The sequence below is a fragment of the uncultured Nisaea sp. genome (genome assembly GCF_963974195.1).
In the GTDB taxonomy this organism is placed as follows: domain Bacteria; phylum Pseudomonadota; class Alphaproteobacteria; order Thalassobaculales; family Thalassobaculaceae; genus Nisaea.
In genome coordinates this window covers 1-13,119 of sequence record NZ_CAXBDC010000034.1, presented here as the reverse complement: position 1 = coordinate 13,119, position 13,119 = coordinate 1, and the positions used below count along the sequence as shown (strand labels likewise).

The following is a 13,119-nucleotide window of genomic DNA, read 5'->3' as shown; positions in this document are numbered from 1 at the left end:
AAGCGGCGCAATCGTCGCTGCAACTCGCAATTCTGCGATGATTTCCTGCCTCCCTCAGACGGGCCTTGTGTGCTAAGCCGAACCCGCCATTTGTTCAAGTTCAAGGGAAGAAACCGATATGACGCGCCGTGCCCTGATCGCCGGAAACTGGAAGATGAATATGCTGCGCGCCGGGGGAGAGGCGTTGGCTGCTGCTTTGACCTCCGGTATCAAGCCGGGTGCGTCGGCTGATCTGCTGGTCTGCCCGCCTGCGACCCTTCTGGCGCCGGTCTCGGCCGTGCTTGCCGACAGCTCCGTCGCCCTTGGTGCCCAGGATTGCCATATGAATGAGGCTGGCGCCCATACCGGCGATATCTCGGCGGCGATGATCAAGGATCTCGGCGCGGCTTATGTCATTGTCGGCCATTCCGAGCGGCGGGCCGATCATGCGGAAAGCGATGTTATTGTCAGAGCTAAGGCTGCCGCAGTGCTGGCCGCCGGTTTGACGCCGATCATTTGTGTTGGCGAGACCGAAGCGGAGCGCGATGCGGGGGAAGCGGAAACCATCGTCGGGAAACAGATTCGGGGATCCGTTCCGGAAGCTGCAGCCGAAGATACCATCGTCATTGCGTACGAGCCCGTCTGGGCGATTGGCACCGGCCGGACACCAACCGTGGATGACATAGCCGCCATGCATGCCCATATGCGGCAGGTGGCCGGTAACGTGCTGGGCGGTGCCGACAAGCTTCGCTTGCTCTATGGCGGCTCCGTAAAGCCGGGAAATGCCGTGGAAATCCTCGCGCTTGAGGATGTGGATGGCGCTCTTGTCGGCGGTGCAAGTCTCAAGGCGGAAGATTTTCTCGCCATCGCCGCGGCCGCACCGTAAAGCCGCGAGATAGAATTCGCCCTAGCCAAGCGCGGGCGAGGGAGCTAAAACGCGGCTTCAATCATTCTACCTTTCGGAGCGCGTCCAGTCGTTGCGCCGGAAGAGAGCCTGGAAAGAATCATGATCGAAGTCCTGCTTGTCGTTCATCTGATGATCGCTCTGTCCCTTGTAATCGTCGTTCTGCTGCAGCGGAGCGAAGGTGGCGGGCTGGGCATCGGTGGCGGCGGCGGCGCTGGCGGCGGTTTCATGTCCGCACGCGGTACGGCAAACCTGCTGACCCGGAGCACGGCAATTCTCGCGGCCTGCTTCTTCGGCACGAGTATCCTGCTTGCGATTCTCGCCGAAACGAACACACGCGGCTCGATTGCCGATCAGGTTCCGGTGACTTCCGAGCCTGCTGCTCCGACCGGTCCCGCGGCTCCGGTCTCTGAATAACTCTTAGTTTCCGGCGTGTTCGGCGCCCCGCTCGAAAACGGGCGGGCGAACGGGCGCGTTTTGTCTATGTCAGTTTCATCAATTCGGATATAACGCAGCTCCATGTCTCGCTTTATTTTCATCACCGGCGGCGTGGTTTCCTCTCTCGGTAAAGGTCTCGCCTCTGCGGCCCTTGGCTCGCTCCTGCAAGCGCGCGGCTATAAGGTCCGGCTGCGCAAGCTCGACCCTTACCTGAACGTGGATCCGGGCACCATGAGCCCGTATCAGCACGGCGAAGTCTTCGTCACCGACGACGGCGCGGAAACCGATCTCGATCTCGGCCATTACGAACGCTTCACCGGGGTCTCCGCGACCAAGAATGACAGCGTATCCACCGGCCAGATCTATATGGACGTGATCTCGCGGGAGCGGCGCGGCGACTATCTCGGCGCCACCATCCAGGTCATTCCGCACGTCACCGACGCCATCAAGGAATTCTGCAGGTCGAATCTCGGAGACGAGGATTTCGTGCTGTGCGAGATCGGCGGCACGGTCGGCGATATCGAAAGCCTGCCATTTCTCGAGGCGATCCGTCAGCTCGGCAACGAGCTTGGCCGCGAGCGCTCCCTGTTCGTGCATCTGACGCTGGTGCCGTGGATTGCTTCCGCCGGCGAGCTGAAGACCAAGCCGACCCAGCATTCGGTGAAGGAACTGCAGAGCGTCGGTATTCAGCCGGACATCCTGCTGTGCCGCTCCGAGCATGAGATCCCGGCCGAGCAGCGCCGCAAGATCGCACTGTTCTGTAACATCCGCCCGGAAGCGGTGATCCCGGCGCTCGACGTGGATTCGATCTATCACGTGCCGGTCGCCTACCATAATGACGGGTTCGATGTTGAGGTCTGCCGCCATTTTGGTCTGCTGGAAGAGGGCGAGCCGGAACCGGATCTGACGCGCTGGACCGATATCACCCATACCGTCCGCAATCCGGAAGGCACGGTGAAGATCGCGGTTGTCGGCAAATATACCAGCCTGCTGGACAGTTATAAGTCTCTCGCCGAATCCCTGACCCATGGCGGCATTGCCAACAAGGTGAAGGTGGAGCTGGACTGGATCGACAGCGAAATCTTCGAGCGCGACGACACTCTTCACCGGCTCGAGGATGTCCACGGCATCCTGGTGCCCGGCGGTTTTGGCGAACGCGGAGCCGAAGGCAAGGTCAAGGCCGTGACTTTCGCCCGCGAACACAAGATTCCTTATTTCGGGATCTGTTTCGGCATGCAGATGGCGGTGATCGAAGCCGCCCGTGCGCTGGCCGGGATGGAGGGCGCTGGCTCGACCGAGTTCGGTCCGTGCGAGCTTCCGATTGTCGGCCTGCTGACCGAATGGGTGCGCGGCAACGAGACAGAGCAGCGCGCGGCGGACGGCGATCTTGGCGGGACCATGCGTCTGGGCGCCTATGATTGCAGCCTGGTCGCCGATTCCAAGGTGCGCGAAATTTACGGCACCGAGATGATCAGCGAGCGTCACCGGCACCGCTATGAGGTGAACATCAATCACAAGGCGGCACTGGAAGCGGCCGGTTTGCGGTTCTCTGGCCTGTCGCCGGATGGCGAGTTGCCGGAGATTGTCGAGCTGCCGAGCCATCCCTGGTTCATCGGCGTGCAGTTCCATCCGGAACTGAAGTCGAAGCCGTTCGAGCCGCATCCGCTTTTCACCAGCTTTATCGAGGCTGCCGTTACCCAGTCCCGTCTCGTCTAGGTCGAGGTGGGCCGGGTACGGCCCGGGAGGATCCATATGAGCGCGAAAACCGTCAAAGTCGGTCCCGTTGAGTTTGCCAATGACAAGCCCTTCGCGCTCATCGCCGGGCCCTGCGCCATGGAAAGCCGGGACCATGCGCTGGAGATGGCGGAAGCCCTGACTGGTATCTGCGCCGATCTCGGCATCGGCTTCATCTATAAAAGCTCCTACGACAAGGCGAACCGGACCAGTGTCGGCTCCGGCCGTGGTGTCGGCATGGAAAAAGGCCTGCCGATCCTGGCCGAGGTGCGGGAGAAATTCGGCTGCCCGGTGCTGACGGACGTGCACGAATCCCAGCAATGCGCGCAGGTCGGCGAATATGTCGACATCCTTCAGATCCCGGCCTTCCTCTGCCGTCAGACGGACCTGCTGCTCGCGGCAGCCGCGACCGGCAAGACCGTGAACGTGAAGAAGGGCCAGTTCCTGGCCCCGTGGGAAATGCCGAATGTGGCGGCCAAGGTCGCCAGCACCGGCAATGAGAACATCCTGCTGACGGACCGGGGAACGAGCTTCGGCTACAACACCCTGGTCAGCGACATGCGCGGCCTGCCGACCATGGCCAAGACCGGCTATCCGATCATCTTCGATGCGACCCATTCCGTGCAGCAGCCGGGCGGGCAGGGCGGCACGTCCGGCGGTCAGCGCGAGTTCGTGCCGGTGCTGGCGCGTGCGGCAATCTCCCTCGGCATCGCCGGTGTTTTCATCGAGACCCACGAGGACCCGATGAGCGCGCCAAGCGACGGTCCGAACATGGTGCCCCTTGCGGAAATGCGCGCACTGCTTGAAACTCTGCAGGCATTCGACAGTCTCGCGAAAGCGAATCCCATCTCTCTCGAATAAGCCTCAGGAGCGGAAAATGCCGGTTTTCTCGGATGGTCTTGGACTTTCAGTCACAGCCGCCTCCGGGGAGGCCGCAGCGGCTTTCGGCGGGACCGTTGAGGGCTATGTCCGCTTCACGCGCGATACCGGCGACCGTCTCAAAAATACCCTGACCGCCGACCCGGACATGCCTCTCGCACATGTGACCCAAGGCTATTTCATGAAGCTCTTCGGGACAAAGGCAATGGCATTGCGGGCGGACAAGGCGCTCGGTACCGCGAAAGAGCTTTCCTCCAGGATTGCGATTACCGACCGGGAGCAGGGCCACCTCGCTGCCCTCGACAACTGGTGCGCCGGGAATATCGATGGCGCGGCGGATGCCTGGGAGAGCGTTCTGCTCGATCATCCGACGGACATGCTGGCGCTCCGGCTGGCCCATTTCGCCCATTTCTATGCCGGAGACGGCAGCAAAATGCGGGACAGCGTGGCCCGGGTTCTGCCGTCCTGGGACAAATCCCATCCGCTCTACGGCAACCTGATCGGCATGTACGGTTTCGGGCTGGAGGAATCCGGCGATTACCGCCGGGGCGAGCGGATGGCGCGCGAGGCGGTCGATATCGACCCGAAGGATGCCTGGAGCGTGCATGCCGTCGCCCATGTCATGGAGATGGAAGGCCGGCACCGGGAAGGGATCGACTGGATCCAGGGCCTGGAGCCGCACTGGAGTTCCGTGCACAATTTCCGCTTCCATGTCTGGTGGCACCGCACACTGTTTCATCTGGAACGCTACGAGTTCGACACGGTGCTGGAGCTCTATGACAGTCAGGTCGCCAGCGATCTTGAGGCGGACCAGTATCTCGACGTGGTGAACGCGGCAGCATTGCTCTGGCGGCTGGAACTTTACGGTATCAAAGTCGGCCCGGAACGCTGGGCCGCGTTGGCGGAGCTGGCAAAGAACCACTTGGACGATCACGAACTCGTTTTCGTTAGCCTGCATTACCTGATGGCGCTGCTTGGCGCCGGCCGGATGGAAGAGGCGGGTGAGCTGGTCGAGAAGCTGCGCGCCTACGCTGACGGCGAAGGTACCCGGGGCCAGACACAGGCGAAGGTCACGAAGAAAGTCGGCCTCGCCCTGGCCGGCGCCATGACCGCCATCCGCACCGGCAACCCATCCCGCGCCGTTTCCCTGATCTGGCCGGTGCGCTATGACATCCGCCTGATCGGCGGCAGCCATGCGCAGCGCGACGTGTTCGAGGAAATGCTCGTGGACGCGAGCCTGAAAGGCAACGATCCCCGTATCGCCCGCGCTCTACTCGCCGAGCGGACAACCCGGAAGCCGCACAGCGCCTGGAGCTGGCAGCGCTATGGCGACGCGCTGGGAGATACTCCCGAGGCGACGAGCGCCAAGTCCCGCGCGGACGAATTACTCGCGCAGGCCTGACGAAAGTCACCTATCACCGCCGTCATCCCGGACCCCGATCCGGGACCTAGGCATCGTAGGGTGGTGTGCGCCTTACATGGATCCCGATTTTCACCGGGATGACGGTGTGTGGGGGGATGTTGTTATCCCGGATTCTCAATCCAACACCAGTTGTGGCGCGCCGTTTGAAGTTTTCTGCGGCGTCCTGCCATCAGGCGTTAGCGTGCAGGTGACGCGCTGGCGGAAGGACGAGAAACTCTCGAACGTCACCACGTCGACCGGTTCGTCGAAATGCAGGGTGACGCGGAAGCGGGCGTGCATTTCGGCGGCACTGACATCCAGAACAGTTGCCGTGAATGGCTGGCCGAGATAGCGGCCGGTGACGCGGTCGCCCTTGCTGACCGGGCTCCGGTTTTTGGGCCGGCTGGCTGCGGCTGACAGGCTGTTCCAGTCCTTGAAGCCCATGTCGTGGGCGATCCGTTCAAGGGACTGGCTGTGGGAAATGACGATCCCCTGCGCCGCGAGGTCTCGGCGTAGTTCGCCGGCGCTGTATTTCAGCTCTTCGGTTGAGGGAAGTGTTTCGCTGTCGGACATGACAAACCTTTCATCCACGCGACATGCGGAAAGTGAATGGTGCTCGCCTTGCCATTCCCGCATGCCGGAGACATCGGTTTGATCATCGTCTTGAAGGGGATTTCACCGTGGCAGAGCCGCGAGCGGCGGGCATCCCCGAGCCCGTTCGTGGAAAATACCGGCAAAAGCGTTCAAGTCAACAGACCCTCAATAGGGCGTGCCGTCTTTCTTCTGGAACTGATGGTCACCGTCGACCCAGTCAACCCTGAGATCGAGTTCCGGATAATCCACCTGATCGCCGGGCGTCCGGTCACCGACTTCGAGGTAGCTTGCCGGCGCATCGGACCGGTTCACCAGGCAGTGGGCGTCGGGTTTGTTCTTCGGGAAGGCCGCGCACATGCCGGGCGTCAGAACCTGCTCGCCAGCATCGGTGATCAGCGTCAGCTCGCCGGAAACGATGAAGACGAATTCATCCTGCATCGTGTGCCAGTGGCGCAGGGCGGAACCCTGTCCCGGGGGCACTGTCGTCAGGTTGACGCCGAAATTGACCAGCCCGCCGAATTCGCCAAGCTGCCTCTTCTCGCGCAGCTCGCAGCCTTCCTGGAACGGGGCGGGATAGCTGCTGCCGATCCGTGCCGGAACATCCATCGGATCGAAGGCCGGTTTCGCCGGTTTGCTCATTCCTGTCTCTCCTGTGTTTTGGTTAACAGGATCATAGGGGAAGCGTGACCACACACAAAATCACCGCGACGGCATTGCAACCGGACGCCGCGCCGAGTATGCCTCTCCCGGCCGGGGTTTCCGGCGATTTCAGATCCGATCATCGTCTTTCTGGAGAACGATCCCATGAGCGCCATCGTCGATATCACCGGACGCGAGATTCTCGACAGCCGCGGCAACCCGACCGTCGAGGTCGATGTGACCCTTGAGACCGGTGCCATGGGCCGCGCCGCCGTGCCGTCCGGTGCCTCCACGGGCGCTTACGAGGCTCTGGAGCTGCGCGATCAGGATGCCGGCCGCTATGGCGGCAAGGGTGTGCTGCAGGCCGTGGACGCGGTGAATGGCGAGATCTTCGACGCGCTCTACGATATGGATGCGAGCGAGCAGATCGTCATCGACAAAACCCTGCTCGAACTCGACGGCACCGACAAGAAGGAGCGCCTCGGCGCCAACGCGATGCTTGGCGTCAGCCTTGCCGTCGCCAAAGCCGCAGCCGACGATCACGAGATGCCGCTCTACCGCTATATCGGCGGCGCTTTCGCCCATTTGCTGCCGACGCCGATGATGAACATCATCAATGGCGGGGCGCATGCGGATAACCCGATCGACTTCCAGGAATTCATGATCATGCCGGTCTCCGCTGCCACTCTGGCGGATGGAGTGCGCGTCGGAGCGGAAGTGTTCCACGCGCTGAAGAAGAAGCTCTCCGAGGCCGGGCACAGCACCAATGTCGGCGACGAGGGCGGTTTCGCACCGGACCTGAAGAGCGAAGAGGAAGCCCTGGGCTTCGTCATGTCGGCGATTGAAGCCGCTGGTTACAAGCCGGGTGACGATGTCGCCATCGCGCTCGATCCGGCTTCGACGGAATTCTTCAAGGACGGCAAGTATGTGCTGGCCGGGCAGGGTAAGACGCTGGATGCGGGCGGCATGATCGATCTCTATGAGGATCTCTGCGCCCGTTTCCCGATCGTCTCCATCGAGGATGCGCTGTCCGAGGATGACTGGGACGGCTTCAAGGCCCTGACGGACCGGATCGGCGGCAAGGTCCAGATTGTCGGCGACGATCTGTTCGTCACCAACCCGGCACGGTTGCGCAAGGGCATCGCCATGGGCGCGGCCAACTCCATTCTGGTGAAGGTCAACCAGATCGGCACCCTGACCGAGACACTGGATGCCTGCGAGACGGCGCACAAGGCCGGTTACACCACGGTCATGTCGCACCGTTCCGGCGAGACCGAGGATTCGACTATTGCGGACCTCGCGGTTGCCGTGAATGCCGGACAGATCAAGACCGGTTCGCTCTCCCGCTCCGACCGGATGGCGAAGTACAATCAGCTGATCCGGATCGAGGAAGACCTTGGCTCGGCGGCCCGTTATGCCGGCCGTGCAGCCCTCGGCCCGCGCGCCTGATAAAATCGCGTGACACTTCAACCCGGAGGCGATCACGTCGTCTCCGGGTGAGTCCTTTTGGCAACATGTTGTTCCGATTGAGAACCTTAAATTGAAGGTTCTCATTTCGTTCACGTTGACCGTCCGATTCGCGAGTGATTCACTGCGGGTCATTGGAGACAGGTCATGACCCTCGCATTCGAGTTCAAACGGCGTGCACGACACGTGGTCGGCCCGGTTATCGGCTGCCTGCTCCTTGGCTATTTCGTTTTCCATTCCATTGAGGGCGACCGGGGCATCCATGCCTGGCGCGCGCTCGACAGCAAGATAGAGATCGCGGAGGCCAAGCTTGCCGTGCTCAAGGGCAAGCGCGAGTCGCTGGAGAAAAAGGTCTCGATGCTGCATCCGGACAGCATCGACCGTGACCTGCTGACAGAGCAGGCGCGCCGGGTGCTGAACTACCTGGATCAGGATGATTTCGTGATCTCCGGAATGTCCGCCACGGAGACGGTAAAACCCGTTGGTGCAGCGCAGCAAACCATTGATGCAATGCACAAAAATGCAAAAACGCGGGCAATTTCAATAGCTTCCAACAACAATTAACCTAAATCGGGTTGAATATAGGATATCTCTTTATTTTCAATAAGTTAACTCTATTGAAAATCCAATTAATTTGAAGTACTTCTCTTTCCATACCAACTGAGGTGTCAACGCATCAAATGACACCTTTGATCCGGTCGAAAGGGAGAGAGATGGCTCAAGCGAAGTCTGCTGCCGGCGCCAGCCGCAGCGCACCCACACGGACTCGTAAATCCCGACCCGCCAAACCACCAAAGAACAACGCTGCGGAGCTGCTGCCGTTTTATCGCGACATGCTGCTGATCCGCCGGTTCGAGGAAAAAGCGGGTCAGATGTACGGGATGGGGCTGATCGGCGGCTTCTGCCACCTCTATATCGGCCAGGAAGCGGTCGTGGTCGGCATGCAGTCCGCCATTGGCAAGGGCGACAAGGTCGTCACCAGCTACCGCGATCACGGACATATGCTTGCCTGTGGCATGGATGCGCGCGGTGTGATGGCTGAGTTGACCGGCCGGATTGGTGGCTACTCCAAGGGCAAGGGCGGCTCCATGCACATGTTCAGCCGCGAGAAGGATTTTTACGGGGGCCACGGTATCGTTGGCGCCCAGGTTCCGATCGGTGCGGGTCTTGCCTTCGCCAACAAGTTCAACGGCACCAACGAGGTCAGCCTGACCTATCTCGGCGATGGCGCCCTGAACCAGGGCCAGGTCTACGAGACGTTCAATATGGCGGCGCTCTGGAAGCTGCCGGTCATCTTCATCATCGAGAACAACAAATACGCCATGGGTACCTCGGTAACCCGTGCGGCGGCCGGTATTTCGCTCTACCAGCGTGGCGCGGCCTATGGCATTCCGGGTGCGGAAGTGGACGGCATGGATGTCGTCGCCGTACAGGAAGCGGCGGAGAAAGCGGTCAAGCATTGCCGCTCCGGCAAGGGCCCGTACATCCTGGAAATGAAGACCTACCGCTATCGCGGCCATTCCATGTCCGATCCGGCGAAATACCGGACCAAGGACGAGGTCAACAAGATGCGTCAGGAGCATGACCCGATCGACCAGCTGCGGGCGACCCTGCTGGAAATCGGAGTCGAGGAAGAAGAGCTGAAGGGCATCGACCGCGAGATCAAGGCGATTGTTACGGACGCCGCCGATTTCGCCCAGTCCAGCCCGGAGCCGGATCCTTCCGAACTCTTCACGGATATTTTGGTCGAAGCCTGAGTAAGCGCGCGCTGCCCGCGCAGGTTCTGCGCGGCGCCGCGGGAGGAAGAAGCGAATGAGCGTACAAATCCTGATGCCGGCCCTGTCGCCGACCATGACCGAGGGCAAACTTGCCACCTGGATGGTCAAGGAAGGGGATACTGTTTCCGCCGGTGATGTGCTTGCGGAGATTGAGACCGACAAGGCCACGATGGAAGTCGAGGCCGTTGACGAAGGCACGATCGGCAAGATTCTGGTGGATGCCGGGACCGACAATGTCGCGGTGAACACCCCGATTGCGGTTCTGCTGGAAGAGGGCGAGGACGCCAGCGCCATCGATAGCGCTGATGCAGCACCCGCACCGGTAGCCGAAGCTCCGGCCGCTGAAGAGCCGAAAGCGAAAGAACCTGCCTCCGCCGCGCCTGCTGCTCCGGCCGCCGTGGTGCCGGAGAGTGACGAGGACAAGTATTTCGACGAGGTGAAGACCCAGACCATCCGCGAAGCCTTGCGGGATGCCATGGCCGAGGAAATGCGGTCGGATGACCGCGTCTTCGTCATGGGCGAAGAGGTCGCGGAATATCAGGGTGCCTACAAGGTGACCCAGGGGCTGCTGCAGGAATTCGGCGACAAGCGGGTGATCGACACGCCGATCACCGAGCACGGTTTTGCCGGTCTCGCCGTCGGGGCGGCTTTCGGTGGTCTGAAGCCGGTTGTCGAGTTCATGACCTTCAACTTCGCCATGCAGGCGATCGACCACATCATCAACTCGGCCGCCAAGACACTCTACATGTCCGGCGGCCAGATGGGCTGCCCGATGGTGTTCCGCGGCCCGAACGGCGCCGCTGCACGAGTCGGTGCGCAGCATTCCCAGTGCTATGCCAGCTGGTACGCGCATTGCCCGGGCCTCAAGGTGGTCTCCCCCTATTCGGCGGCCGATGCCAAGGGCCTGCTGAAGTCCGCGATCCGTGATCCGAACCCGGTGATTTTCCTCGAAAACGAGGTGCTCTACGGCCAGTCCTTCGACGTGCCGGTGAGCGAGGACTTCACCGTTCCGATCGGCAAGGCCAAGATCGTCCGCGAAGGCACGGACGTGACCATCACTGCCTTCTCCATCATGGTCGGCAAGGCCCTGAAGGCGGCCGAGAAACTGGCCGAGGAGGGGATCAGCGCCGAGGTCATCGACCTGCGCACCATCCGTCCGCTCGATACGGCCACGATTGTCGCCTCCGTACAGAAAACCAACCGCCTCGTCACATGCGAGGAAGGCTGGGCGACCTGTGGTATCGGCTCCGAAATCGCGACCATGGTGATGGAGCAGGCTTTCGACCATCTCGATGCGCCGGTTGCGCGCGTTGCCGGTGAAGACGTGCCGATGCCGTATGCGGCCAATCTGGAAGCAATGGCTCTGCCGCAGGTGGAAAACATCATCGAGGCGGCAAAGTCCGTCTGCTATCGCGGCTAAGGGAGAGACAAGATGGCCATACCCGTTCTGATGCCTGCCCTGTCGCCGACCATGACAGAGGGCAAACTCGCCACCTGGATGGTAGCCGAGGGCGACAAGATTTCCGCCGGTGATGTGATTGCGGAGATCGAAACCGATAAGGCAACGATGGAAGTCGAAGCCGTGGATGAAGGCACGTTGGGCAAGATCATCGTTGCCGCCGGCACCGATAATGTTGCCGTCAATGCGCCGATCGCCGTGATTCTGGAAGAAGGCGAAGACGCCGGCAGTGTCGACATGGACGCCGTCGCCGGTAGCGGCGGTCCGGCTCCGAAAGCGGAAGCCAAGCCGGAACCGGCACCTGAGCCCGCTCCGGCGGCAGCACCTGCACCGGCAGCTAAAAAAGAGACACCGGCGCCGAAACCTGCACCGGCTCCAGCCGCATCGTCGGGCGAACGCGTGTTCGCCAGCCCGCTCGCCCGCCGTATGGCGGAGCAGGCAGGGCTCGATCTCGGACAGATCTCGGGCTCCGGTCCGAATGGCCGGATCGTGAAGCATGATATCGAGGAAGCTATCGCAGGCGGCACCGGCAAGGCTGCTCCGGCTGCTGCTGACTCCGCACCCGCGCCTGCTGCGGCGGCAAAGGCTCCGGCACCCTCTCTCGGCTCCGCGCCGAGTCCGGACGTTCCTGGCTTGCCGGAGTTCGACGAGATTCCGAACACCAACATGCGCAAGGTCATCGCCAAGCGCCTGACCGAGTCCAAGCAGTTCGCCCCGCACTTCTATCTGACCGTCGATTGCGAAATCGATGCCCTGCTCGAAGTACGCAAGCAGCTCAACGGCAAGCTCGACGGCGAAAAGGTCTCGGTGAACGACCTCGTCATCAAGGCGTCCGCGCAGGCTCTGAAGAAAGTGCCGGCCGCCAATGCGAGCTGGACCGACGAAGCGATCCGGATCTTCAAATCCGTTGATATCTCGGTTGCTGTTGCCATTGAGGGTGGTCTGATCACCCCGGTCATTCGCGGTGCGCAGAACAAGGGTGCTCTCGACATCGCCCGGGAAATGAAGGATCTCGCCTCCCGTGCCCGCGACGGCAAGCTGATGCCGGAGGAATATCAGGGCGGCACCTTCTCGATTTCCAATCTCGGCATGTTCGGGATCAAGGATTTCTGTGCCGTGATCAACCCGCCGCAGGGCGCGATCCTGGCCATCGGTGCGGGTGAACAGCGTCCGGTCGTGAAGGATGGCGCGCTCGCCGTTGCCACGGTCATGAGCTGCACGCTCTCGGTCGACCACCGGGTTGTTGATGGTGCGGTCGGGGCCGAGTTCCTGGCGGCCTTCAAGAAGCTGATCGAAGATCCGCTAACCATGCTGCTCTGAGGGCCGGGCGGCGGAGAGCCGCCCGTTCCATCTCAGGCGTTTCCAATATCCGGAGCCGGACAGGCCCAAGGGGCACCGGCTTCGATCCGGAGGAAGTTATGGCTGACACCCAGTTCGATATCCTTGTCATTGGCGGCGGCCCGGGCGGGTACGTCTCCGCGATCCGTGCCGCCCAGCTCGGCATGAAGACGGCGCTGGTCGAGCGCGAGCATCTTGGCGGTATCTGCCTCAACTGGGGCTGCATCCCGACCAAGGCGCTGCTGCGCTCCGCCGAGATCTACGATCACATGAAGCATGCGGACAGTTTCGGCCTGAGTGCGGGCAATATCGGTTTCGATCTGGACAAGGTCGTGCAGCGCTCCCGGGGAGTGGCAAAACAGCTCAATCAGGGCGTCGGCCATCTGCTGAAGAAGAACAAGGTGACTGTCTTCATGGCAGCGGCCAAACTTGCCGGTTCCGGCAAGGTGGAGATCGACGAGAAGGGGAAGAAGCAGACCCTTTCAGCCAAGCATATCATCCTCGCCAC

At 61.6% G+C, this 13,119-nt stretch carries 13 protein-coding genes; 11 read left to right on the top strand and 2 right to left on the bottom strand.

Translation table 11 applies throughout. The features are described from left to right. Window positions 1–118 precede the first annotated feature (118 nt). From tpiA to AAC126_RS09455, 5 genes are all read left to right on the top strand, one after another. A complete protein-coding gene (gene tpiA, locus AAC126_RS09475) occupies window positions 119–865 on the top strand; it encodes a triose-phosphate isomerase (protein ID WP_339852619.1) in 747 nt (248 codons plus the stop codon). Between the two features lie 120 nt (window positions 866–985). Then, window positions 986–1,300, top strand: coding sequence for a preprotein translocase subunit SecG (gene secG, locus AAC126_RS09470; protein ID WP_339852616.1), 315 nt, complete (start codon window positions 986–988; stop codon window positions 1,298–1,300). A gap of 102 nt (window positions 1,301–1,402) precedes the next feature. After that, window positions 1,403–3,037: a CTP synthase gene (locus tag AAC126_RS09465; protein WP_339852615.1), complete on the top strand. Its 1,635-nt coding sequence runs from the start codon at window positions 1,403–1,405 to the stop codon at window positions 3,035–3,037. 36 nt (window positions 3,038–3,073) lie between these two features. Further along, window positions 3,074–3,916: a 3-deoxy-8-phosphooctulonate synthase gene (kdsA, locus tag AAC126_RS09460; protein WP_339852613.1), complete on the top strand. Its 843-nt coding sequence runs from the start codon at window positions 3,074–3,076 to the stop codon at window positions 3,914–3,916. Between the two features lie 16 nt (window positions 3,917–3,932). Further along, window positions 3,933–5,336 carry a tetratricopeptide repeat protein gene (locus AAC126_RS09455; RefSeq protein ID WP_339852610.1) on the top strand — a complete coding sequence of 468 codons (1,404 nt, stop codon included), beginning with the start codon at window positions 3,933–3,935 and terminating at the stop codon, window positions 5,334–5,336. Between the two features lie 135 nt (window positions 5,337–5,471). Here the strand turns inward: AAC126_RS09455 and AAC126_RS09450 are convergent, their stop codons facing one another. Together AAC126_RS09450 and AAC126_RS09445 are read right to left on the bottom strand one after the other, a co-directional pair. Continuing rightward, the gene (locus AAC126_RS09450; protein WP_339852607.1) at window positions 5,472–5,909 is read right to left on the bottom strand and encodes a glyoxalase superfamily protein; all 438 of its coding nucleotides are present in this window, start codon (window positions 5,907–5,909) and stop codon (window positions 5,472–5,474) included. 186 nt (window positions 5,910–6,095) lie between these two features. Then, window positions 6,096–6,569 (bottom strand): cupin domain-containing protein, encoded by a 474-nt coding sequence (locus tag AAC126_RS09445; protein ID WP_339852605.1) that lies wholly within the window; start codon window positions 6,567–6,569, stop codon window positions 6,096–6,098. 165 nt (window positions 6,570–6,734) lie between these two features. On the opposite strand from AAC126_RS09445, the gene eno reads away from it, so the two are divergent. The 6 genes from eno to AAC126_RS09415 all read left to right on the top strand — a co-directional run. After that, window positions 6,735–8,018 (top strand): phosphopyruvate hydratase, encoded by a 1,284-nt coding sequence (gene eno, locus AAC126_RS09440; protein WP_339852602.1) that lies wholly within the window; start codon window positions 6,735–6,737, stop codon window positions 8,016–8,018. A 165-nt stretch (window positions 8,019–8,183) separates the two neighbouring features. Continuing rightward, the gene (locus AAC126_RS09435) at window positions 8,184–8,600 is read left to right on the top strand and encodes a septum formation initiator family protein (protein ID WP_339852600.1); all 417 of its coding nucleotides are present in this window, start codon (window positions 8,184–8,186) and stop codon (window positions 8,598–8,600) included. A 149-nt stretch (window positions 8,601–8,749) separates the two neighbouring features. After that, the gene (pdhA, locus tag AAC126_RS09430) at window positions 8,750–9,793 is read left to right on the top strand and encodes a pyruvate dehydrogenase (acetyl-transferring) E1 component subunit alpha (protein ID WP_339852598.1); all 1,044 of its coding nucleotides are present in this window, start codon (window positions 8,750–8,752) and stop codon (window positions 9,791–9,793) included. Between the two features lie 55 nt (window positions 9,794–9,848). Beyond that, complete coding sequence (locus AAC126_RS09425) at window positions 9,849–11,234, top strand: pyruvate dehydrogenase complex E1 component subunit beta (protein WP_339852597.1); 1,386 nt, start codon at window positions 9,849–9,851, stop codon at window positions 11,232–11,234. A gap of 12 nt (window positions 11,235–11,246) precedes the next feature. Next, a complete protein-coding gene (locus AAC126_RS09420; RefSeq protein WP_339852595.1) occupies window positions 11,247–12,593 on the top strand; it encodes a pyruvate dehydrogenase complex dihydrolipoamide acetyltransferase in 1,347 nt (448 codons plus the stop codon). Between the two features lie 98 nt (window positions 12,594–12,691). Beyond that, window positions 12,692–13,119, top strand: a 428-nt coding sequence (locus tag AAC126_RS09415) for an FAD-dependent oxidoreductase (RefSeq protein WP_339852593.1), incomplete at its 3' end; no start/stop codon positions are given.

Coding starts and splice junctions, on each gene's coding strand:
- AAC126_RS09450 (WP_339852607.1), bottom strand. CDS start 5,909: ATGTCCGACAGCGAAACACTTCCCTCAACCGAAGAGCTGAAATACAGC.
- eno (WP_339852602.1), top strand. CDS start 6,735: ATGAGCGCCATCGTCGATATCACCGGACGCGAGATTCTCGACAGCCGC.
- AAC126_RS09445 (WP_339852605.1), bottom strand. CDS start 6,569: ATGAGCAAACCGGCGAAACCGGCCTTCGATCCGATGGATGTTCCGGCA.
- kdsA (WP_339852613.1), top strand. CDS start 3,074: ATGAGCGCGAAAACCGTCAAAGTCGGTCCCGTTGAGTTTGCCAATGAC.
- secG (WP_339852616.1), top strand. CDS start 986: ATGATCGAAGTCCTGCTTGTCGTTCATCTGATGATCGCTCTGTCCCTT.
- AAC126_RS09455 (WP_339852610.1), top strand. CDS start 3,933: ATGCCGGTTTTCTCGGATGGTCTTGGACTTTCAGTCACAGCCGCCTCC.
- tpiA (WP_339852619.1), top strand. CDS start 119: ATGACGCGCCGTGCCCTGATCGCCGGAAACTGGAAGATGAATATGCTG.
- AAC126_RS09420 (WP_339852595.1), top strand. CDS start 11,247: ATGGCCATACCCGTTCTGATGCCTGCCCTGTCGCCGACCATGACAGAG.
- AAC126_RS09425 (WP_339852597.1), top strand. CDS start 9,849: ATGAGCGTACAAATCCTGATGCCGGCCCTGTCGCCGACCATGACCGAG.
- AAC126_RS09435 (WP_339852600.1), top strand. CDS start 8,184: ATGACCCTCGCATTCGAGTTCAAACGGCGTGCACGACACGTGGTCGGC.
- AAC126_RS09465 (WP_339852615.1), top strand. CDS start 1,403: ATGTCTCGCTTTATTTTCATCACCGGCGGCGTGGTTTCCTCTCTCGGT.
- pdhA (WP_339852598.1), top strand. CDS start 8,750: ATGGCTCAAGCGAAGTCTGCTGCCGGCGCCAGCCGCAGCGCACCCACA.